The following is a 21,665-nucleotide window of genomic DNA, read 5'->3' as shown; positions in this document are numbered from 1 at the left end:
GATGTGGACAAGGCTGTGTATAAAGTGTGCATCAGGACGGGATAACCGCCTGCCATACGGGGACAAGCCAAACTGCTCTATAGGAGAAGGGCGCATCCCCTTGCCGAATCAGGCCTGGGGCGCAGCCTGGTAGCCCTCTTCGGTGATGGCGGCACACAGGGCCTGCGGATCGGCCGAGGTCTTGACCTCGACCAGATTGGCGGCCCGGTCGATATGGACTTCGGCCTGGGCATCGAGCTGGTGAATGGCACGGGTCACGGCTTTCTCGCAGTGGCCACAGGTCATGCCGGTGACCGTCAGACGAAGGGCTTCGCTCATGGATATCTCCTCAACAGAAAACGACGAAAAATGAAAACCACGCATCAGTCTCCACCTTGCCACCATGGCAAGGTCAAGACACAGCCCGCCTCCGGGCAGGGGAGATGCCATCGGGTTGACCTTTCCCTCATGGCAAGGTCTAGCCTCTGCGCTGTCGGGGCTCGTCCCACGCCAGGAACCGGGCTTCCATTCTCCCCTTTCCGGCCGGACCCCCTCCCGCTTCCTCTTTTTCCCCCTGCATCGCCATGAACAGTTCCTCTCGTCCTCCCACCCCCGCTCCCGTCCCTGCACCGACCTCTCCAACCCACTCCCCCGACGGCGCGGCCCAGTGCACCCTGGACATCGGCATCGACGGCATGACCTGTGCCTCCTGCGTGGCCCGCGTCGAACGGGCCCTCAAGAAGGTCGACGGCGTGGCGGATGCCAATGTCAATCTCGCCACCGAAACGGCCCGGGTCACGCTCACGCCCGCCCTCGCGCATACAGCCTCCTCGCCCACGCAGGCCCCGGCCGCGCTGCTGCGGGCCATCCGCAACGCCGGCTATGTGCCCCGCGCCCACGCCGGGCTCCAGCCGCTGTCGCAGGAGCGGGTACTCGGCATTCCACGCGATTTTCTGCCTGTGCTCGCAGGCCTGATCCTGTGCATCCCGCTGGTGGCCCCCATGCTGGCCATTCCCTGGCTGGGCAGCGAGCGCGCCCACATGCTGGTCCCCGTGTGGCTGCAGTTCCTCCTCGCCACCCTGGTGCAGTTCACTCTGGGCCTGCGCTTCTACCGCGCCGCATGGCATGCCCTCCAGCAGCGCACCGGCAACATGGAACTCCTGGTTGCCCTGGGCACTTCCGCAGCCTGGCTCCTGTCCGTCTGGCTGTGGATGCGCCACGGCATCACGATGCCTGTGCACGGCGACATGCCCATGGCATCCGGCGGCCCTGCCACGGAGACGGCCCCCCATGTGTACTTCGAGAGCTCCGCCGTGGTCATCACGCTGGTACAGCTCGGCAAGTGGATGGAAGGCCGCGCCAAGCGCCAGACCACGCAGGCCATTGCAGCGCTGCAGTCGCTGCGCCCGGATGTCGCCCACTGGCTCTCGCCGCTCGACGGCGAACAGGACGTTCCCGTCGCCGAGCTCATGCTGGGCGACACCATCGTCGTCAAGCCCGGCGAACGCATCCCGGCAGACGGCCTCGTCCGAAACGGCGCAAGCCAGGTCGATGCCAGCATGCTCACGGGAGAACCGCTCCCCGTCGAGGTGTCTGCCGGAGACCGCGTGACCGGAGGCACCCTCAACGGCGATGGCGTGCTGCAGGTGGATGTCCGGGCCACCGCCTCCGAAAGCGTGCTCGCCCACATCATCCGGCTCGTCGAGGACGCACAGGCCGCCAAGCCTCCGATTCAGAAACTCGTCGACAGGGTGGCGGCCGTGTTCGTGCCCACCGTGCTTGCAGTGGCCACCATCACCTTCGTGGGCTGGCTGCTGGCAGGGTTGCCCATGGAACCGGCTCTGCTGCGTGCCGTCGCCGTGCTGGTCATCGCCTGTCCCTGCGCGCTCGGCCTGGCCACGCCCGTCGCCATCATGGCCGGCACCGGAGTCGCCGCACGCGCCGGCATTCTCATCAAGGACAGCATTGCACTCGAACGCGCCCACCAGGTCCGTATCGTCGCCTTCGACAAGACCGGCACCCTCACGGTCGGCGAGCCCCGGCTCGCCGCCACGCTGGATCTGCACGCCACTGCGCCCTCGTCCGCACCTTCCATCCTTGCCATCGCTGCGGCACTGCAGGCTGGCAGCACCCATCCTCTGGCACATGCCATCCTGCTCGAAGCCCAGAAACAGGCGGTGACGGCGGCAGAAGGAGCGCATGCGCTCCAGACCACACCGGGTCGCGGCATCGAAGGCCGCATCGGCGACACCCTCTGGCTGCTCGGCAGCCTGCGCTGGATGCAGGAACTCGGTGCAGCGCTCGATGCTCCTGCCTGCAGGGACTTCATTGCGCACTGGCAGAGCAAGGGCGCCACACTGTCTGCCCTGGCGCTGCGCTCCCATCCCGATGCTCCCGTGCAGCTGGCGGCACTCTGGGCCTTTGCCGATCACCCGAAACCCGAAGCTGCCAGCGCCGTGCACACTCTGCAGTCCCGCGGCATCCGCACGGTGCTCATCAGCGGCGACAACCGGGCCGCTGCCCTGGCATTGGCACAGCAGGTCGGCATTCCATCCGACGCGGTCCATGCCGACGTTCTTCCCGGCGACAAGGCCCACACCATTGCGCACCTGCAGCAACCTGCACGCACTGGCGATGCACCGCAGGTCGTCGCCATGGTGGGCGATGGCATCAACGACGCTCCTGCCCTTGCACAGGCAGATGTCGGAATGGCCATGGCCAATCCACAGGGAGGTACCGACGTTGCCCTCCATGCGGCCGATGTCACCCTGATGCGTGGAGATGTACGGCTCGTGGCCGCAGCACTCGATGTTTCCAGAGTCACCGTCCGCAAGATCCGCCAGAACCTGTTCTGGGCCTTTGCCTACAACGTGGTCGGCATTCCACTCGCGGCTTTCGGCTACCTCAACCCCATGCTCGCCGGTGCCGCCATGGCACTCAGTTCCGTTTCCGTTGTCAGCAATGCGCTCCTGCTTCGTCGATGGAAGCCGTTCTGACAGCCCGTTTTCTTTCAGACTCCTTCCCGAACCGGACCGAGAGGTCCGGTTTTTTTTTGCTCTCTGCTCCCGACCGTCTGCTGCGAGCGTTCTGCCTGCTCAAACGCCGTTTTTTGCCCTGAGCCCATTGTAGGCAGTCCGTTCCTTGCGGTCAGCCCCCTCGTCCTGCAGGCAGCCGGGAAAGTTGTCCAAGGTCTTTTTCTGTATTTTGATATATCAGTAGTGGTAGTAAATAGAAGCCCGACCGTTTCTGTGGATAACTTCATTTTTCTCAATTTCTGCGCGCAGTTGGAGAAAAAAAATCCCTGTGCAGCTCCGCCGTCGCGCCCTGTGCACGAACAGACCACAACCTGAGCACGTCCCCGCTTTCGGTGCACAACTCCTCATTTGCCCGCAAATTGCCCACAAGGTTGTGCCTGCACATTTTTTTGGATGTCCTGTTGTTCCTGTGGCGTGCCGGCATCGAAATGCCACAGCGAAGGGGGCGGTGCTTCCCAAGAGGTTCCCCGATCGCCCATGCGGGCAGCAGCAGGAGGGCGCGACAGGAGCAGAGGGGGCCGATAGAATCGGAAGCCTTGGGCAGGCCGTGGAACAGCCTGGGTTCTGCCGTTGTCTGTGATCCAGTGGGCAGGGGTTGTCTGATCCCTGAAGTGAGCGAAAAAACCGGTCCTGCATGGCAGGCTGTTCTGGGAACTCTGTGTGCTCTGGTCAGGAAAGGGCACTGCAGCTTTCCCGTGCCGTCATGCGCGCATTCGGCCGGCGGAACGCCAGGCGAGGCTGTGAACCAGTCCATCACATTCATATTTCGTATTGTGAAATATAAATGTGATTTTTCCACGTCTTTTCTGGATTGCCATAGCGCGCGATTGCACGCTGGGCGCTCAAGCGCGTGCATAACGCCATTTCTTTGAATTTCTTTGAATCTGTGGGAACCATGGCTTCCGGAGCCAGGTTCCCGATGCCGTTCCCGATGCCCTGTCTGTCAGGGATGCATCGCACGGCGTGAAGGGGAGTCATCCGTGATCTATCCGGAGCAATTTGACGTCATCGTGGTCGGTGGAGGCCATGCGGGGACCGAAGCGGCCCTGGCCTCGGCGCGCATGGGGTGCCGCACCCTGCTGCTGACCCACAACATCGAGACGCTGGGGCAGATGAGCTGCAATCCCAGCATCGGTGGCATCGGCAAGGGACATCTGGTCAAGGAGGTGGATGCACTGGGTGGGGCCATGGCTCTGGCCACGGACGAAGCCGGCATCCAGTTCCGCATTCTCAACAGCAGCAAGGGGCCCGCCGTGCGTGCGACCCGTGCGCAGGCAGACCGCCTGCTGTACAAGGCCGCCATTCGCCGCATGCTGGAAAACCAGCCCCATCTGCAGCTCTTTCAGCAGGCAGTCACTGATCTGGTGGTCGAAGGCGACCGGGTGACAGGCGCCGTCACCCAGGTGGGCATTACCTTCCGTGCCCGGGCGGTGGTGCTGACTGCCGGCACCTTTCTGGATGGGCGCATTCATGTGGGGCTCGACAACTACCAGGCTGGACGGGCAGGGGACCCACCGGCCGTGGCACTGTCGGCCAGGCTTAAGGAACTTCAGTTGCCCCAGGGGCGGCTCAAGACCGGCACGCCTCCGCGCATCGATGGCCGGACCATCGACTTCAGCCGCTGTGAAGAACAGCCCGGTGACGGCATGCCCGGCAGCCCCAATCCCCATATGCCTGTCTTCAGCTTCATGGGCCGGGCGCGCATGCATCCTCGGCAGCTGCCATGCTGGATCACCCACACCGACGCGCGCACCCACGAAATCATCCGCAGCGGGTTCGACCGCAGCCCGATGTTCACAGGACGCATCGAAGGGGTGGGCCCCCGGTACTGCCCGAGCATCGAGGACAAGATCAACCGTTTCGCGGACAAGGACAGTCACCAGATCTTTCTGGAGCCCGAGGGGCTGACCACCCATGAGTTCTATCCCAACGGCATTAGCACCAGCCTGCCATTCGACATTCAGCTGGCGCTGGTGCGCAGCCTGCCGGGTCTGGAACAGGCCCATATTCTGCGTCCGGGCTATGCCATCGAGTACGACTATTTCGATCCGCGCAGTCTGACCGACAGCTTCGAAACCCGCCAGATCAAGGGCCTGTTCTTTGCCGGGCAGATCAACGGGACCACAGGCTATGAAGAGGCCGCGGCCCAGGGATTGTTTGCCGGACTGAATGCCGCCCTGCAGTGCAAGGGGGAGCCGGCCTGGCTGCCGCGTCGGGATGAAGCCTATCTGGGTGTGCTGGTCGACGACCTGATCACCAAGGGAGTGACCGAACCCTATCGCATGTTCACGAGCCGCGCGGAGTTCCGTCTGCAGCTTCGTGAAGACAATGCCGACATGCGTCTCACCGAGACCGGGCGCCGGCTTGGACTGGTGGACGATGCGCGCTGGGATGCCTTCAACCGCAAGCGCGATGCGGTTTCACGTGAAACACAACGGCTTCGGTCGACCTGGGTGCATCCGCAGACCCTGCCGGCGCACGAGGCGGAAGGGGTGCTGGGCAAGGCCATCGAACGCGAATACAACCTGGCCGATTTGCTTCGTCGCCCTGAAGTCGGTTACGCTGACCTGATGCGCATGCAGGGCGGACGTCATGCGAATCCTGAGATTCCTGTCAATGTTCCACGTGAAACAGAAGAGGGGGAAGCCCTTTCCCAGCTCATCGAACAGGTGGAAATCGGCATCAAGTATGCCGGCTATATCGATCGGCAACGGACCGAGGTCGAGCGGGCTGCCAGCTACGAAACGCTGGAGCTGCCCCGTGATTTCGACTACATGCAGGTGCCAGCCCTGAGCATCGAAGTGCGGCAGAAACTCAATCGCCACCAGCCTGCCACTCTGGGGCAGGCATCCCGCATCAGTGGGGTGACGCCAGCAGCCATTTCGCTGCTGCTGATCCATCTGCGCAAGTCGCGCAAGGATTTTGGAGTCCAGGCATGACATCTCCTGTTTCGCGGAATGGTGCAGTCGTCTCTGCTTCGCAGCTCGATGCCCGGCTGCGGGCGGGGCTGGATGCCATGGGCCTCTCGCTGGAAGAGGGGGGGGTCGAACGGCTGCTCGCTTATCTGGATCTGATGGGCAAGTGGAACCGGGTCTACAACCTCACGGCTGTGCGGGACCCGCTGGAAATGCTCACCCACCACGTGCTCGACAGCCTGAGCGCAGTGCAGCCTCTTCGGCGTCATCTGGGACAGACGCAAGGTCAGACCCAGTTGCTGGATGTCGGTTCGGGCGGGGGCTTGCCAGGAGTGGTGTTTGCTGTCTGTCAGCCCGACCTGCGGGTTGACTGCGTGGACGCCGTGGGCAAGAAGGCTGCCTTTGTGCGGCAAGTGGCGTCTGCGCTGCAGTTGCGCAATCTGCGCGGTCTGCATGCACGGGTCGAGCAGGTGCGTGAGGTCTATGACGTGGTCAGCAGCAGGGCGTTTGCATCGCTGGCGGACTTCACGGCCTGGTCGCAGCAGACCGTGGCTCCTCAGGGTGTCTGGCTTGCCATGAAGGGGCGGCGACCCGACGAGGAAATGGCTGCATTGCCGCCCACGGTCGAGGTGTTTCACGTGGAACCATTGCAGGTGCCACAGCTCGATGCCGAACGCTGCATCGTCTGGATGCGCAAGAAATCCTGAAGCCGATGGCAGTCGGCAGGCGGACTGCCGGTTCCGGCATGGAGACGTGCTGGCTACAATTTCGATTTGTTTTGTGAGCGAGCAAGCATATGGCCAGAATTTTCTGTGTGGCGAATCAGAAGGGCGGAGTGGGCAAGACCACCACCGCGGTCAATCTGGCCGCCGGCTTGTCCAAGATCGGTCAGCGTGTCCTGTTGGTGGACCTGGATCCGCAGGGCAATGCCACCATGGGGTCGAGTGTCGACAAGCGCACCCTGCAGCCCAGCGTGTACGACGTGTTGCTGGAAGAGTGCAGCGTGAGCGAGGCCCGTGTGCATCCCGAGCGCTGCGGCTATGACGTGCTCGGAGCCAATCGGGAGCTGGCCGGAGCGGAAGTGGAACTGGTCGATCAGGATCGTCGCGATCGTCGTCTCAAGACAGCCCTGGAGGCTGTCGATGCCGATTACGACTTTGTGATCGTCGACTGCCCTCCGGCGCTGAGTCTGCTCACCCTCAATGGCCTGTGTGCAGCCGACGGGGTCATCGTGCCGATGCAGTGCGAATACTTTGCCCTGGAAGGGCTGACCGACCTGGTCAATACCATCAAGCAGATCCACGCCAATCTCAATCCCAAGCTCAAGGTCATTGGCCTGCTGCGGGTCATGTTCGATCCGCGCATCACCCTGCAGCAGCAGGTGAGCGAGCAGCTCTCCGAGCACTTCGGTGACAAGGTCTTTCATACCGTCATCCCTCGCAATGTGCGGCTGGCCGAGGCGCCCAGCTATGGAGTTCCGGGCGTGGTGTTCGATCCCTCGGCCAAGGGCAGCAAGGCCTTCATCGCCTTTGCCGATGAAATGGTCGAGCGCGTCCGCGCCCTCTGAAATCGGGAGCGACGGACATGCACGATACAGACTCCCCGGCCTTCCGGGTGCTGACCCTGCCAGGGTGGCAGGGCAGTGGGCCGGAGCACTGGCAGAGCCGGTGGGAACGGCTGCATGGCTGCGTGCGCGTGGCCCAGCACGATTGGCAGCATCCCCTGCGGGGTGACTGGATGATCCAGCTGGAAGAGGCCGTGCTGGCATCTCCTGTTCCGGTGGTGCTGGCAGCCCACAGTCTGGGTTGCATTCTGGTGGCGGCATGGGCCGCCCACAGCCAGCAGGTGGCGCGGGTTCGGGCGGCTCTGCTGGTGGCTCCGGGCGATGTCGAGCAGCCAGCCCTCAGCTTCCTGCATCCGAGCTGGCGTCCCATCAGTCGGCAGCGGCTGCCTTTTGCCAGTGTGCTGGTGTCGAGCCAGGATGATCCCTACTGCAGTCCTGCCCGTGCCCAGGAACTGGCGCAGGGCTGGGGCAGCCGATGGGTGGATGTGGGCGCGCGCGGACACATCAACGCCGAGAGCGGCCTGGGCGACTGGCCCGAAGGATATGCCTGGCTGCAGTGGCTCATGGGGCAGGGGCAGGAGCCCCACCCGATCAACAAGGAGTAAGCCCTCGATGGCAACGAGCAAACGCAAGAGTGGGCTGGGGCGTGGACTGGAGGCCCTGCTGGGCCCCAAGGTCATGGACACCCCGGTGAGCGAAGATTCCCATGCCACGGCCGATGCCGTGCAGCCGCCGACCGTGCTTGCGCTCGACCGGATGGTGCCCGGGCAGTATCAGCCGCGCACGCGCATGGATGAAGGCGCTCTGTACGAGCTGGCCGAGAGCATCAAGGCCCAGGGCATCATGCAGCCCATTCTGGTGCGGCAGCTGGTTCAGGGCGACATGGCAGGATGCTACGAGATCATTGCCGGGGAACGCCGGTTCCGTGCTGCCCGTCTGGCAGGGCTGGCCGAGGTGCCGGTGCTGGTGCGCGATGTGCCCGACGAAGCTGCCGCCGCCATGGCACTGATCGAGAACATCCAGCGTGAGGATCTGAATCCGCTGGAAGAGGCGCAGGGGCTGCAGCGTCTGGTGGGCGAATTCGGCCTGACCCATGAGCAGGCAGCCCAGGCTGTGGGCCGCAGCCGCAGCGCTGCCAGCAATCTGCTGCGTCTTCTGCAGCTCGCCGAACCGGTGCAGACCATGCTGATGGCTGGCGATCTGGACATGGGGCATGCACGGGCGCTTCTGAGCCTGGACAAGGCCGAGCAGATCACGGCTGCGCACCAGATTGCAGGCAAGAAGCTTTCCGTGCGAGAGGCGGAAAACCTCGTGCGCCGCATGGGCAGCATGCAGGGCGATGCTCCGGCCCGGACTGCGCCCGAAAAATCCGGTGATGTGCGCAGGGTCGAGGAGGAGTTGTCCGACCTGCTGGCGGCGCAGGTCGAGATACGCATCAGGAAGCAGGTGCGCCGCGGAGGAAAGAGCGACCAGGCCGGAGAGCTGACCATCCAGTTCGGCTCCATCGACTCGCTCAACGGGCTGATCGACCGGCTGCGCCTGCTGGCTCAGGATGCCGCCGATTGATTCATTTGAAACAAAATGTAATCAAGCGGTGAGTGAACCCATTGGCCGGTGCCTTCGAGGGGCAAGGGCTGCAGGCTGCATGGAGGGCGACCCTGCGCAGGGGGAGCTACGGCATAATCTGGAACCATTGTCTTTCCCACCGTGGTATCGCCATGCACGTTTCGGATTCTTCCGCGGGTTCTGTCAGCACTCCGCCCGGTTCTTCACGCAACGCCGCCTTTCTCGCGGCGTTTTTCTTGATCTGCGCATGCGTGCCCTGGCTCAATCCGTTTGCGGGAGGGGCCATGACGCCTGCCATTCCGCTGCTCACGGGCTGGATCTGCATTGCGATGCTGTTCACCGTGTTTCCGGCCCGGCGCTGGACGCCGGGCGCTGCGGTGCTGGCAGCAGTGCTGGTGGTGCTGTGCGCAGTCGGTGTTGCGGCGGATCAGCCCTGGCAGCTGCTGGCTTTCGGGTGCACGGCCATGGCCGCTTCCGCCGTGGTGGGGGCCCGCATGGCGCAGGATGCGGACAGCGTCCTGGATCTGCCGGAGGCGGGGGAACTGTTCATGCGCCACGGCATCACCCTGATTGCCTGGAGCTGGCTGCTTGCCGGCCTGGCCAATGCGGCCATCGGATTGCTGCAGTATTTCCAGAACACGGCCTGGCTCGGTGACTGGGTGAACCATGCGCCGCGCGGGCAGGTGTACGGCAACATCCGGCAGCGCAACCAGTACGCCACGCTGATGAACATCGCGCTCTGGGCGCTCTGGTTCGTGTGGCGGGAAGGCAGTCTGCAGCGCCTCGTGGCCCGGTGCCTGCCCCGCACTGCGCAGCAAGGCACTGCCGCTCTGGGCGCAGGGGTGCTGGCCTGGCTGTGCATGGTGCCGCTGGGCATCTGTCTGGCCCTCACGCTGTCGCGCACCGGGTTCATGCAGCTGCTGTTCCTTGCGGTGCTGCTCGCGGGCTGGACGTGGCGCTTCGATCGCGCGCGCATGGCGCGTGTCGGGTGGTGGCTGGCTGGCCTGATGGCTGTCTACGCCCTGGCCGGATATGTCATGCCGATGCTGGCGGGCATGACGGACATCTGGGTGCGCCTCGAAGGCAAGGACAGCCGCGCCTGCATCAGCCGCACGGTGCTGTGGGGCAACGTGCTGCAGCTGGTGGCGCAGAAGCCGCTGACCGGCTGGGGCTGGGGCGAGCTCGATTACGCCCATTACTATGCCGACTATCCCGGCATGCGCTTCTGCGAAATGCTCGACAACGCCCATGATCTGCCCTTGCATCTGGCCGTCGAACTGGGCGTGCCGGCCGCCCTGGCTTTCTGTGCGCTGGTGGTCTGGGGAGTGGTGCGCAACCGTCCATGGAGCGAGGCCCGGCCCGAGCGGCAGCTGATGTGGGGGGTGCTGGGAGCGATTGCCATCCACAGCCTGCTCGAATACCCCCTGTGGTACGCGCCCTTCCAGCTGGCCTGCGGACTGGCCCTGGGGGTGCTGTGGACCACGCGCAGTGCATCGCCCCGGGCGTCTGCAGCTGCCGGGGAAGCATTCTTGCTGCGGACGCGCGCCCTGCCGCAGGGACCTGTGCTCATGGCTCAGCTGCTCGTGGCATGCGCCATGACGGTGGCATTGATCTATGCCTGCTTTGATTTCGTCCGCGTCACCCAGCTCTATACCGACGCGGAAGAACGCATGCCGCCCTTCCGCCAGAACACTCTGGCCCAGGCCAGTCGCACCGTGCTGTACCAGAACGCCGTGCATTTTGCCCAGCTCACCACCGAGCCGCTCACGCCCGAGAATGCCGCCGTGCAGCTCGCACGTGCCCAGGATCTGATGCACTACAGTCCCGAGGCACGGGTGGCCGAGCGCATTGTGGAGTCCCTGCGCATGCTGGGCCGCGATGCGCAGGCCGATGCTGCCGAACGCCATCTGGCACAGGTGTACCCGCAGGAATATGCCCACTGGAAGAAGAAGATGGAGGGCGATGCAGCCGAAGAGGCATCGGGCGACGAAGGAGAGGCCCTGACCGATGACGCCAGCGCAGCGACACAGGAGTCTGGCGGCGCTTCCGGAGCGCAGGAGTAAGACGGGGCACCGGCTGCGGGAGCTCGTGGCGGCGTGCGCAGGCGTTCCGCGCGCCTGTTTCCTTGCCTTCGCTCCCACCCCTTACAATAGATTTTCTGCATGCGGGAGATACCGGCGGCACGGCACGTGTCTGGCTCGGGCTTTCGCATTGTGATGTTCACTACAGGAGTATGTCCGTGTTTCTGATTTCCGACGCGTATGCGCAGGCAGCCGCGCCTGCCGGAGCCGCTGCTGGCCCGATGGGGTCGATCATGTCGTTCCTTCCTCTCGTTGCCATGTTTGCGGTGCTGTACTTCATCATGGTGCGCCCGCAGATCAAGCAGAACAAGGAACGCCGCTCCATGATCGATGCCCTGGCGCCCGGCGATGAGGTGGCTACCCAGGGCGGTCTGATGGGTCGTGTCACCAAGGTGCGCGACGACCAGGTGGATCTGCTGCTGGCACAGAATGTCACGGTGCATGTGCAGAAGCATGCCGTCGTGCAGCTGCTGCCCAAGGGCACGCTGAGTCTGTGAGTGGTGCCGCCCCGTTTCCGGGGCGGCAGTCACATGGAGATGCCCCGTGGCCTGGTTCTCCGTGTCCGGAGGTGCGTTCGCCTGGAGGTGGATGCGCTGCAGGGGGCGGGACCATCTTCACGGTATGGTGGCCGCGCAGCGGGTGCAGAACCCATGCGCGGCATTTGTGTTTGACGGACAGGCTCGACGGGGAGGCGTCTTCTGCGGAAGCGCTCTCCGGGCCGGCCACCGTCAGTTGTTGGAAAGACGCTTGCCATGAACCGTTATCCGGTCTGGAAATACGCCATCATGCTGGTGGCGCTGCTGGTGGGGCTGATCTACACCCTGCCCAACTTCTTCGGCGAGGCGCCGGCGGTGCAGGTGTCGCCGGCCAAGTCGGTGGTCAAGGTGGATCCGTCCGTGCAGGACAAGGTGAAGGCGGCCCTGGCGGCTGCCCAGCTCAGTCCGGACATGACCACGGTCGAGGCCGATTCGATGCGGGTGCGCTTCACCTCCACCGATGCGCAGATCAAGGCGCGCGACGTGATCGAGAAGACGCTCAACACCGATCCCACCGATCCCTCCTACGTGGTGGCACTCAATCTGGTGTCCCGGTCGCCTGCCTGGCTGACGGCGCTGCATGCAGCGCCGATGTATCTGGGGCTGGACCTGCGGGGGGGCGTGCACTTCATGCTCCAGGTGGACATGAAGACTGCAGTGTCCAAGCGGCTCGACACCATTGCCGGCGACGTGAAGGCGCTGCTGCGCGACAAGAGCCTGCGCTATGACGCCGTGGCCCGTGCGGGAGACACCGTGCAGGTGAACTTCGCCGATGCCACTGCGGCCGAAAGTGCCAGGAACGCCATCGAAGACGCGATGCCCGACATGCAGGTGACGCAGGGGACGGCTCCGACCGGACAGGTGCAGCTCGTGGTGGGCTACAAGCCGCCGGCACTCGTCAAGTTCGAGGAGCAGGCTCTCAAGCAGAACATCATGACCCTGCACAACCGGATCAACGAGCTGGGCGTGGCCGAGCCGGTGATCCAGCAGCAGGGGCTCGACCGTGTGGTCGTGCAGCTGCCGGGCGTGCAGGACACGGCCAAGGCCAAGGAAATCCTCGGACGCACCGCGACCCTTGAGGTGCGCATGGTCGACGAAAGCACCGAAGGCCATGCTGCAGAAGCCGGCAGCGGACCGGTGCCCTTCGGCAGCGAGAAGTTCAATGACCGCAGCGGCCACCCGGTGATCGTCAAGAGCCAGGTGCTGCTGACGGGTGAGAACCTGACCGACGCGCAGCCCGGCTTCGACAGCCAGACGCAGGAACCCACCGTCAATCTCACGCTCGACAGCAAGGGGTCGACCATCTTCCGCAACGTCACGCGCGACAACGTGGGCAAGCGCATGGCCATTCTGCTGTTCGAGAAGGGCAAGGGCGAAGTGGTGACTGCGCCCGTGATCCGTACCGAGATCGGCGGCGGACGCGTGCAGATCAGCGGGCGCATGAGCACGCAGGAAGCAGCCGATACCTCGCTGCTGCTGCGTGCCGGTTCGCTGGCCGCTCCCATGGACATCGTCGAGGAACGGACCATCGGCCCGAGCCTTGGGGCTGACAACATCAGCAAGGGTTTCCACAGCGTGGCCTGGGGCTTCCTGGCCGTGGTGGTGTTCATGATCCTGTACTACCACCTGTTCGGGCTGTTCTCGGCGCTGTCGCTGGCCATGAACCTGCTGCTGCTCGTGGCCATCCTGTCGATGCTGCAGGCCACGCTCACGCTGCCCGGCATGGCGGCCATGGCGCTAGCGCTGGGCATGGCCATCGACTCGAACGTGCTCATCAATGAGCGCATCCGCGAGGAGCTGCGCAACGGCGTGTCGCCGCAGGGGGCCATCCAGGCCGGCTACCAGCATGCCTGGGCGACGATTCTGGACTCGAACGTCACTTCGCTCATCGCGGGTCTGGCTCTGCTGACCTGGGGCACGGGGCCGGTGCGCGGCTTTGCCGTGGTGCACTGCCTGGGCATCGTGACGTCGATGTTCTCCTCGGTGTTCTTCTCGCGCGGTCTCGTCAATCTCTGGTATGGACGCAAGCGCAAGCTCAAGAGCCTGTCGATCGGTACGGTGTGGAAGCCTGCGGCCTCGCATACCGATTCGCTGGCTGCCCTGGCCGACAAGCGCGTGGACAAGGAGTAAGCGCCATGGAATTCTTCCGCATTCACAAAGACATCCCCTTCATGCGCCATGCGCTGGTGTTCAACCTCGTCTCGGCGGTCACCTTTGCGCTGGCGGTGTTCTTCCTGGTCACCAAGGGACTGCACCTGTCGGTGGAATTCACCGGCGGGACGGTGGTCGAGGTGGCCTACAGCCAGCCCGCGCAGATCGACAAGGTGCGCGGAGCCGTGGAAAAGCTCGGCTACAAGGACGTGCTGGTGCAGAACTTCGGCTCGTCGCGTGACGTGATGATCCGCCTGCCGCTGCAGAAGGGCGTGAGCTCCTCGCAGCAGAGTGGCAACCTCATGGCAGCCCTCAAGGCGCAGTCGCCCGACGTGGCCCTGCGGCGCGTGGAGTTCGTGGGCCCGCAGGTGGGCGAGGAGCTCATGGGCAATGGCCTCAAGGCGCTTGGCTTCGTGGTGCTCGGCATCATCATCTATCTGGCCGTGCGCTTCGAGTGGAAGTACGCCGTGTCGGCCATCATCGCCAACCTGCACGACGTGGTGATCATCCTGGGCTTCTTCGCCTTCTTCCAGTGGGAGTTCTCGCTGGCGGTGCTGGCGGCGGTGCTGGCCGTGCTCGGCTATTCGGTCAACGAGTCGGTGGTGATTTTCGACCGGATCCGCGAGGCCTTCCGACGCTATCGCAAGATGAACACGGTGCAGGTCATCAACCATGCCATCACCAGCACGATCAGCCGGACCATCATCACCCACGGGTCCACGCAGATCATGGTGCTGTCCATGCTGGTGTTCGGGGGCGAGACGCTGCACTACTTTGCCATGGCCCTGACCATCGGCATTCTGTTCGGCATCTATTCGTCGGTGTTCGTGGCGGCGGCCATCGCCATGTGGCTCGGCATCCGGCGCGAGGATCTGGTCAAGGGCAATTCCCGCAAGGATGGCGGAGCCTCCAGTGACCCGAACGCCGGCGCGGTGGTCTGACGGAGCCTGCTGCAGAGAGGGGCTGCCCGGCGCCTTGTCGGGCGCTGTCTCTGCCTGAGGGGTCCCGCCGCCCGGGGAGGCGGCAGGGACTCCTGTCTTTTTGTCCTGCATCCCCGAAGGCATCATCATGGATTGGCTGCTGGTCGTGACTGCTTCGCTGTTTGCGGGCTTCGTCGATGCGATTGTGGGGGGTGGGGGACTGATTCTGGTGCCGGCGCTGTTTGCCACCTTTCATCAGATGGCGCCGGCCACCCTGCTCGGGACCAACAAGTCGGCCTCGGTGTGGGGCACGGGTTTCGCGGCCTGGCAGTTCCACCGCCGGGTGCAGATGCGCCGTGCCGCCATGCTGCCGGCCGTGGCGGGAGGATTTTTGGGATCGCTGGTCGGGGCGTGGCTGGTGACGCAGATCGATCCCGGCTATCTGCGTCGGGCCCTGCCGTTCGTGCTCACGGCCATTCTGATCTACACGGTGCTGCGCAAGGATCTGGGACAGCATCATGCACCCCGATGGCAGGGGAGGCAGGAAACCGCCATCCTGACTGGGATCGGGGTGGTCATCGGCACCTATGACGGCTTCTTCGGGCCCGGCACCGGCAGTTTCCTGGTGTTTCTGCTCGTGCGGGTGCTGGGATACGACTTCCTGCATGCCTCGCTGGGAGCCAAGCTCATCAACGTCGCCACCAATCTGGCTGCCATTGTGCTGTTCGCAAGCCAGGGCCATGTGTGGTGGCAGCTGGGGGCGGCCATGGCCGTGGCCAATGTGATGGGCAGCGTGCTGGGAGCCCGCATGGCCCTGCGGCACGGGGCGGGCTTTGTGCGGGTGATGTTCATTCTGGTGGTGGCGGCGCTGATTGCCAAGACCGGTTATGACGCCTTCCTGCGCGTCTGAAGAAGGTTCCTGCAGGTGCGCATCGGGCGGATGCGCTCACGCTCTGGCACTCCCGGGTGTCAGAGCCGCCCGGCGAGTTTCCAGTAGGGGATGAGGCGGGCGTGCTCCTCGTCGAACCGCCGGTTGGTGTTTGCCAGGGCCTGCTGCTGCTGGGCCATGTAGCGCAGGACCATCTGCTGGCTGTCGGTGTTGGCCTGGATGCGGGCCCGCAGCGAGGCGGGGGCCCGGTCCGGCTGACGGCGATAGAACGCCATTTCCTGGTCCAGCTGAACCCGTTCCTGCCGTATGCCGTTGAGGCGTCGCTGGGCATCGGCAATGAGCGTGGCGATTTCGTCTCCGGCCCGCTTGCGGGCGGCCAGGTGGCTGGCTGGAGTGGGGTAGCGCTGCAGGAGCGCCGTGCGTTCGCGGGTCTGCAGGGCCTCGTGCTCGCGGGCCGCCTGTTCCGCGCGCTGGCGCTGGGCCAGCGCGGCGCGTTCTTCGCCGGTATAGCTCGGGGGAATGATGCGCCGCAGGGTCCCGTTGCTGCCGAGCTGCCGCTGCTCGCGGTCGATGCAGGCCGCGATGGGGCGATCCGAGGTGATGCGCTTGCCGTAGCGGTCCGTGCAGGTGTAGATGCCGCCCTTGCCTTCGGCCATGACCTGTCCTGCCACAGCCAGCAGGCCCGCCAGCAGCAGGGTGGTGCGCAGTCTTCGGGCTGGAAGCTGCTGTGCGCAGCTTCTCTGAAGGGGGGATCGATCCTCGCGGTTCATGTACATGGCGGGAGAAAAGGCAAGTTCCGGGCCATCGTGTCCAGCCGTTTCCGGTCTGCCTCAGGGAGCGGCCAGGACAGGAGAATGCAGGCTCGGCCCGCTCCCTGTTGAGGGAGCATGCCACAAATCGTCACCATGTCGACAAAAATTGGCAGTCTGGCGCGGGCGGGGGGTCAGCGGGCGGTGGTGTCTCCGGCAGTCTGGGACACGCCATAGCGTTCGCGGTAGGCGAGGACCTGCGCCTTGTGGCTGGCCAGGGCGTTGTCCTGCGCAGCGGCCGGGCTGGAGAGGTAGCCCAGCAGGTCATCGAGGGTGGCAATGGCACACACGTCCATGCCCAGCTGCTGCCGCACGTACTGCACGGCGCTGTAGGGCACGTCATGGCCGTCCTCTGTGGCCATTTCCTGGCGGTCGAGTGCGACGGCCACGGCCGACGGAGTGGCACCGGCCGCACGGATGAGGGCAATGGACTCGCGCACGGCGGTGCCGGCGGACATCACGTCGTCCACGATCAGCACGCGTCCCTGCAGCGGCGCGCCGACCAGACTGCCGCCTTCGCCATGGTCCTTGGCTTCCTTGCGGTTGTAGGCAAAGGGCAGGTTGTGGCCGAGGCGGGCGAGTTCGATCGCCACGGCAGCCACCAGCGGAATGCCCTTGTAGGCGGGGCCGAAGAGCATGTCGAAGGAGGTACCGCTCGCCAGAATGCGCTGCGCATAGAATTGGGCGAGCCGGCCGAGCATGGCTCCGTCCTGGAACAGGCCGGCATTGAAGAAATAGGGCGACTGGCGGCCAGCCTTGGTGGTGAAGCTGCCGAAGCGCAGTACGCCGCAGTCGACGGCAAAAGCCACAAAATCCTGGGCGAGGGTGTCGGGGGAGGTGGTGCTCATGGAAAACGTAAGGGAGAAACAGCAGTGTTCCGGTTGACCAGCCTCAATCTCAACGGCATCCGCTCGGCCACGGCCAAGGGGCTGGAGCCATGGCTGGCCGCGCATGCCCCTGATTGTATGTGCGTGCAGGAAGTCAAGGCGCAGCAGGCCGACGTGGTGAACCGCTTCGAGGAGCTGGCAGGGCTGCGGGGCTATTTCCACTTTGCCGAGAAGAAGGGCTATTCCGGCGTGGGTGTCTACACGCGGCATGCCCCGAGCGATGTGCGGGTGGGCTTCGGATCGGCCGAGTTCGACCGCGAGGGGCGTTATCTGGAGCTGCGCTTCGATACGCCCGCGCGCAGGTTCTCGGTCATCAGCTGCTATTTTCCGAGCGGGTCCTCCGGAGAGGAGCGCCAGCAGGCCAAGTACCGGTTTCTCGGCGAGATGGCTCCGTGGCTGCAGGAGCTGCGGCAGGAGCGCGAATACATTCTGTGCGGGGACGTGAACATTGCCCATCAGGAGATCGATCTCCGCAACTGGAAGGGCAACCGCAAGAACAGTGGCTTTCTGCCCGAGGAGCGCGACTGGATGACGCAGCTGCTGACCGCAGGAGGGCTGGTCGACGTATACCGTCTCCTGCAGCCCGATGCCACCGATGCCTGCTATACCTGGTGGAGCAACAGGGGTCAGGCCTATGCCAAGAACGTGGGATGGCGCATCGACTACCATCTCGCCACGCCGGTCATGGCCCGGCATGCGCGAACCGAATCCGTCTACAAGGGCGAGAAGTTCTCCGACCATGCCCCGCTGACCGTCGATTACGACTTTGCTCTCTGAAAGGCTGCCCCGCATGCTGCGCTACCACACGATTCCCGTCACGCCGTTCCAGCAGAACTGTTCCATCGTCTGGTGCGATGCCACCATGGAGGGAGCGGTGATCGATCCGGGGGGCGATACCACGCGCCTGCAGGAGCATGCGCATGCCCACGGCATCACCCTGCGGCAGATTCTGGTCACGCATGGCCATGTGGACCACTGTGCCGGGGCGGCCACGCTGGCCGAGGCGCTGCAGATTCCCATCGTGGGCCCGCACGAGGCCGATCTGTACTGGATCGAGGCGCTGCCTGCCACGGCGGCCCGCTACGGTTTTCCACCGGCCCGGAGCTTTGTGCCGGATCGCTGGCTGCAGGACCAGGATACCGTGCAGGTGGGACAGGTGGTGCTGCAGGTGCGCCATTGCCCGGGACACACCCCTGGGCATGTCGTGTTCCATGCAGCCGAGGCGCAGCGTGCGTTCGTGGGCGATGTGCTGTTTGCGGGATCGATCGGCCGTACCGATTTTCCAGGTGGCGACCATGACCAGCTCATCGACAGCATCGTCCAGCGCCTGTGGCCCATGGGGGACGACACGGTGTTCATTCCCGGTCACGGGCCGGAAAGCACCTTTGGCCGCGAACGCCGCACCAACCCCTACGTGCGCGGGACCTGACAGCCGGGCAGGGCGCAGCTGCGGCTGTATCCTGCGGTAATCCCCCTGCCGATGGGCGGGGGTGGGTCGATAATGCACCGATGCCCGGAGCTCCTGCAGCCGGGTGCCGGGATGCGGGCCCTTGCTGCAGCAAAGGTCCGCCTTCCCTGCCTTGTTCGGGCGGATCGGTATCCTGACTGACGATCGCCCCTGATGGATGTACCCGTGACCGACACCCCCACCGAATCCCGCCCCTCTTCCGCTGCCCCCTCGTGGGCGCAGTCCATGCGCGTCTATCTGGAACCTGCGAGCGTGCGCATGCTGTTTCTGGGATTTTCCTCGGGGCTGCCCCTGCTGCTGGTGCTGGGGACGCTGGCCTTCCGGCTGCGTGAGGCGGGCATTGACCGCACCACCATTGGGCACATGTCCTGGGTGGGGTTGATGTACGGCTTCAAGTGGGTGTGGTCGCCGCTGGTGGATCGCATGCCCATTCCCCTCTTCACCCGCTGGCTGGGCCGGCGCCGGAGCTGGCTGCTTCTGGCCCAGTGCGGGCTGGTGGCAGGGCTGGTGGCCATGGCCCTCGTCGATCCCCGCCAGGGGCTGGAGCCCCTGACCTGGGCGGCGCTGCTGGTGGCCTTCTGTTCGGCCACCCAGGACATCGCGCTCGATGCCTACCGCATCGAATCGGCGTCATCCGACCGGCAGGCTGCGCTTGCCGCCACCTACCAGACCGGTTACCGGCTGGCCATGCTCTGGGCGGGAGCAGGGGTGCTGTGGCTGGCGGCCGGCGCCGAGAGCCAGGGTGCGGCGGCCATCTACCAGAACGGAGCCTGGCGTTTCGCCTATCTGACCATGGCGGCATCCATGCTGGTGGGGATGGTGACGGTGCTGCTGGCGCCCGAACCCGATCCGCGTCCCCTGCCACCGGCACGCAATGCACGCGAATGGCTCCGGGGGGCACTGATCGACCCGTTCATGGATTTCTTCGAGCGCTACAAGTGGCATGCCCTGCTTATTCTGGCCCTGATCGGCCTGTACCGCATCAGCGACATCGTGCTCGGCATCATGGCCAATCCCTTCTATGTCGACATGCACTACACCAAGACCCAGGTGGCGCTCGTGACCAAGGTGTGGGGGGTGATTTTCACGCTGGCGGGGACCTTCATCGGCGGCGTGCTGGCGGTGCGCCTGGGTGTGATGCGGGTGCTGATGCTCGGCACCACCCTGTCTGCCGGCACGCATCTGCTGTTTGCCTGGCTGAGCACCTTCATCCAGGTGCAGGGTGACTGGTGGCCGGTGACCGTGGCTGGCCATGCCTTCATGCTGCACAAGATGGTGGCGCTGACGCTCGTCATCATCGCCGACAACCTCGCCAGCGGCATCACCTCGGCGGCTTTCATCGCCTTTCTCTCCGGGCTCACCAGCGTGAGCTACTCGGCCACGCAGTACGCCCTGTTCAGCTCCCTGATGCTGCTCCTGCCCAAGTATGTGGCCGGGTACGGGGGCGCGTTTGTCGACCACTTCGGCTACACCACGTTCTTCCTCTGTGCCTCGCTGCTCGTGGTGCCGGTGCTGGCACTGGTGTGGGTGGCGGGCAGGGTGCTGGGCGTGCAGGGACAGGCGCCCCGGCCGGCCTGAACGGCTGCGTCGTCGTGACCAGCAGCCGCCGTGCTGCGGGTGGCGAGAACGGCGATCAGGAAGAAGTACAGGGCAATGGGGCCGTTGTTCCAGAACAGAATGGCCTCCGTCAAGCCGAAAATGCCGTAGGCCAGCGGGATCAGCATTCCCAGCAGCGCGAGGGTGCGCGACAGGGAATCGGGTGCGGCCCGACGCCACTGGCGTGCGAAGTAGGCCAGTGGCATGCCATAGACCAGCAGCAGAAACAGGATGCCGACCACGCCGCTTTTGGCGGCTTCGTTCAGGAACTCGTTGTGCGGGTGGTGGAACTGCTCCATCATCGGATCGACGCGCTTTTGCCGCACGGTAATGTCGCGCTGGGCCTCATACCCCTGCTGGTTCCAGCCCAGCCAGGGCTTCTCGCAGAACAGCTCCCACGCAAACTGCCACATCTGCAGCCGTGCACCTACCGAGGTGGAGGCCACCTCTCTGGTTTCGTAGAGGGTGACTTCATGCTGCGCGGCGGCAATGCGCTCATAGACCTTGTGCGTGATGCCGGAGGGGCTGAGGACCGTCAGTGCCCCGATCAATGCGGCCATGCCGGCCAGCATTTTCAACGAGGGGCGGTAGCCCCCCCGCAGCATCACGGCGGGCACGAGCAGCAGAAGCAGCCAGGCTCCCCGCGTCATCGACAGCACCGAGGCCCCCGCAAAGGCCAGCGCACTGGCCCAGGCAAGCAGCTGCAGGCGGCGCGAGGCGGGCATGCGCAGCCCGGCTACCCACAGCAGCAGGGCGAACAGGGCCGACAGATCACCGAAGTGGATATAGAAGAAATCTCCCCCCTCTGCCCGGCGGTTCAGGTGCAAGAACTGGTAGGCGGCCTCACCCAGGGCCACGGGGGCCGCGATGCAGGCGGCCAGGACCATGGGTCGCAGGGAGGGAAGGGGGTGGCGCCACGTCCAGACCAGCAGGGGCAGGGCGGCCAGGGGCAGATACAGGCGGAATGAATTGATGTACACCGGCGCACTGGCTTCCCGCTGCCACCACCAGTACAGAGTGGCCAGCAGGCACAGGCCCGCCAGGAGGGCGCGCTCCCTGAACGAGGCGCGGACAGGGGCCCATGCCAGAGCGGGAATGGACACCAGCAGGCCGATGTCCATCAGCAGGCGGTAGCCGTTGGGAATGCTCACGGCGCCGAAGATCAGCAGGAACAGACCCAGGTAGAAGGCTTCCAGGTGGCGGGAATAGAACGAATCCATGGGCGATGCAGGGGAGAGGCGGTGGCCGCAGGCAAGGGGTGCGACCGGA

At 64.9% G+C, this 21,665-nt stretch carries 19 protein-coding genes; 14 read left to right on the top strand and 5 right to left on the bottom strand.

Annotated elements, in window-relative coordinates; all coding sequences use genetic code 11:
* Window positions 1-108 precede the first annotated feature (108 nt).
* Window positions 109-318, bottom strand: coding sequence for a heavy-metal-associated domain-containing protein (locus ACE3P9_RS08445; RefSeq protein ID WP_374493297.1), 210 nt, complete (start codon window positions 316-318; stop codon window positions 109-111).
* 245 nt (window positions 319-563) lie between these two features.
* On the opposite strand from ACE3P9_RS08445, the gene ACE3P9_RS08440 reads away from it, so the two are divergent.
* Complete coding sequence (locus ACE3P9_RS08440) at window positions 564-2,975, top strand: heavy metal translocating P-type ATPase (RefSeq protein WP_374493295.1); 2,412 nt, start codon at window positions 564-566, stop codon at window positions 2,973-2,975.
* Window positions 2,976-3,773: 798 nt separating this feature from the next.
* Here ACE3P9_RS08440 and ACE3P9_RS08435 read toward each other — a convergent pair.
* On the bottom strand, window positions 3,774-3,992 hold the full coding sequence (locus ACE3P9_RS08435; protein WP_374493293.1) for a hypothetical protein: 219 nt from the start codon (window positions 3,990-3,992) through the stop codon (window positions 3,774-3,776).
* Window positions 3,993-3,994: 2 nt separating this feature from the next.
* Between ACE3P9_RS08435 and mnmG the strand changes: the two genes are divergently transcribed.
* The 10 genes from mnmG to ACE3P9_RS08385 all read left to right on the top strand — a co-directional run bounded on the left by mnmG (window position 3,995) and on the right by ACE3P9_RS08385 (window position 15,657).
* Window positions 3,995-5,953, top strand: a complete 1,959-nt coding sequence (gene mnmG / locus ACE3P9_RS08430) for a tRNA uridine-5-carboxymethylaminomethyl(34) synthesis enzyme MnmG (protein WP_374493292.1) — start codon at window positions 3,995-3,997, stop codon at window positions 5,951-5,953.
* Window positions 5,950-6,636 (top strand): 16S rRNA (guanine(527)-N(7))-methyltransferase RsmG, encoded by a 687-nt coding sequence (gene rsmG / locus ACE3P9_RS08425; RefSeq protein WP_374493290.1) that lies wholly within the window; start codon window positions 5,950-5,952, stop codon window positions 6,634-6,636. The genes mnmG and rsmG overlap by 4 nt, the downstream gene beginning before the upstream one ends.
* Before the next feature lie 89 nt (window positions 6,637-6,725).
* The gene (locus tag ACE3P9_RS08420; protein WP_374493288.1) at window positions 6,726-7,496 is read left to right on the top strand and encodes a ParA family protein; all 771 of its coding nucleotides are present in this window, start codon (window positions 6,726-6,728) and stop codon (window positions 7,494-7,496) included.
* A gap of 17 nt (window positions 7,497-7,513) precedes the next feature.
* Window positions 7,514-8,098 (top strand): RBBP9/YdeN family alpha/beta hydrolase, encoded by a 585-nt coding sequence (locus ACE3P9_RS08415; protein ID WP_374493286.1) that lies wholly within the window; start codon window positions 7,514-7,516, stop codon window positions 8,096-8,098.
* 7 nt (window positions 8,099-8,105) lie between these two features.
* Entirely contained in the window at window positions 8,106-9,059 is a 954-nt protein-coding gene (locus ACE3P9_RS08410; RefSeq protein ID WP_374493284.1) for a ParB/RepB/Spo0J family partition protein, read from the top strand.
* Window positions 9,060-9,343: 284 nt separating this feature from the next.
* Entirely contained in the window at window positions 9,344-11,122 is a 1,779-nt protein-coding gene (locus ACE3P9_RS08405) for a Wzy polymerase domain-containing protein (protein WP_374493283.1), read from the top strand.
* A 176-nt stretch (window positions 11,123-11,298) separates the two neighbouring features.
* The gene (gene yajC, locus ACE3P9_RS08400) at window positions 11,299-11,637 is read left to right on the top strand and encodes a preprotein translocase subunit YajC (protein ID WP_374493281.1); all 339 of its coding nucleotides are present in this window, start codon (window positions 11,299-11,301) and stop codon (window positions 11,635-11,637) included.
* 255 nt (window positions 11,638-11,892) lie between these two features.
* Window positions 11,893-13,806 (top strand): protein translocase subunit SecD, encoded by a 1,914-nt coding sequence (gene secD / locus ACE3P9_RS08395; RefSeq protein ID WP_374493279.1) that lies wholly within the window; start codon window positions 11,893-11,895, stop codon window positions 13,804-13,806.
* Window positions 13,807-13,811: 5 nt separating this feature from the next.
* Window positions 13,812-14,768 carry a protein translocase subunit SecF gene (gene secF, locus ACE3P9_RS08390; protein WP_374493277.1) on the top strand — a complete coding sequence of 319 codons (957 nt, stop codon included), beginning with the start codon at window positions 13,812-13,814 and terminating at the stop codon, window positions 14,766-14,768.
* Between the two features lie 127 nt (window positions 14,769-14,895).
* Window positions 14,896-15,657, top strand: a complete 762-nt coding sequence (locus ACE3P9_RS08385; protein WP_374493275.1) for a sulfite exporter TauE/SafE family protein — start codon at window positions 14,896-14,898, stop codon at window positions 15,655-15,657.
* A 59-nt stretch (window positions 15,658-15,716) separates the two neighbouring features.
* On the opposite strand, the gene ACE3P9_RS08380 is transcribed toward ACE3P9_RS08385, so the two are convergent.
* Together ACE3P9_RS08380 and pyrE are read right to left on the bottom strand one after the other, a co-directional pair.
* The gene (locus ACE3P9_RS08380; RefSeq protein ID WP_374493273.1) at window positions 15,717-16,412 is read right to left on the bottom strand and encodes a DUF4124 domain-containing protein; all 696 of its coding nucleotides are present in this window, start codon (window positions 16,410-16,412) and stop codon (window positions 15,717-15,719) included.
* A 167-nt stretch (window positions 16,413-16,579) separates the two neighbouring features.
* The gene (gene pyrE, locus ACE3P9_RS08375) at window positions 16,580-17,293 is read right to left on the bottom strand and encodes an orotate phosphoribosyltransferase (protein ID WP_374493271.1); all 714 of its coding nucleotides are present in this window, start codon (window positions 17,291-17,293) and stop codon (window positions 16,580-16,582) included.
* Between the two features lie 24 nt (window positions 17,294-17,317).
* Between pyrE and ACE3P9_RS08370 the strand changes: the two genes are divergently transcribed.
* The 3 genes from ACE3P9_RS08370 to ACE3P9_RS08360 all read left to right on the top strand — a co-directional run bounded on the left by ACE3P9_RS08370 (window position 17,318) and on the right by ACE3P9_RS08360 (window position 20,378).
* On the top strand, window positions 17,318-18,109 hold the full coding sequence (locus ACE3P9_RS08370) for an exodeoxyribonuclease III (protein ID WP_374493270.1): 792 nt from the start codon (window positions 17,318-17,320) through the stop codon (window positions 18,107-18,109).
* A gap of 13 nt (window positions 18,110-18,122) precedes the next feature.
* Window positions 18,123-18,761, top strand: a complete 639-nt coding sequence (locus ACE3P9_RS08365; protein ID WP_374493268.1) for an MBL fold metallo-hydrolase — start codon at window positions 18,123-18,125, stop codon at window positions 18,759-18,761.
* A gap of 192 nt (window positions 18,762-18,953) precedes the next feature.
* Window positions 18,954-20,378, top strand: coding sequence for an MFS transporter (locus ACE3P9_RS08360; protein WP_374493266.1), 1,425 nt, complete (start codon window positions 18,954-18,956; stop codon window positions 20,376-20,378).
* On the opposite strand, the gene ACE3P9_RS08355 is transcribed toward ACE3P9_RS08360, so the two are convergent.
* On the bottom strand, window positions 20,267-21,616 hold the full coding sequence (locus tag ACE3P9_RS08355) for an O-antigen ligase family protein (protein ID WP_374493264.1): 1,350 nt from the start codon (window positions 21,614-21,616) through the stop codon (window positions 20,267-20,269). The genes ACE3P9_RS08360 and ACE3P9_RS08355 overlap by 112 nt on opposite strands.
* Window positions 21,617-21,665: the final 49 nt, after the last annotated feature.

Source organism: Allobrachymonas sp. (genome assembly GCF_041912815.1).
Lineage (GTDB): Bacteria > Pseudomonadota > Gammaproteobacteria > Burkholderiales > Burkholderiaceae_C > Brachymonas.
Note: the sequence above shows the minus strand (reverse complement) of the source record. Positions and strands in the feature narration are given on the sequence as shown.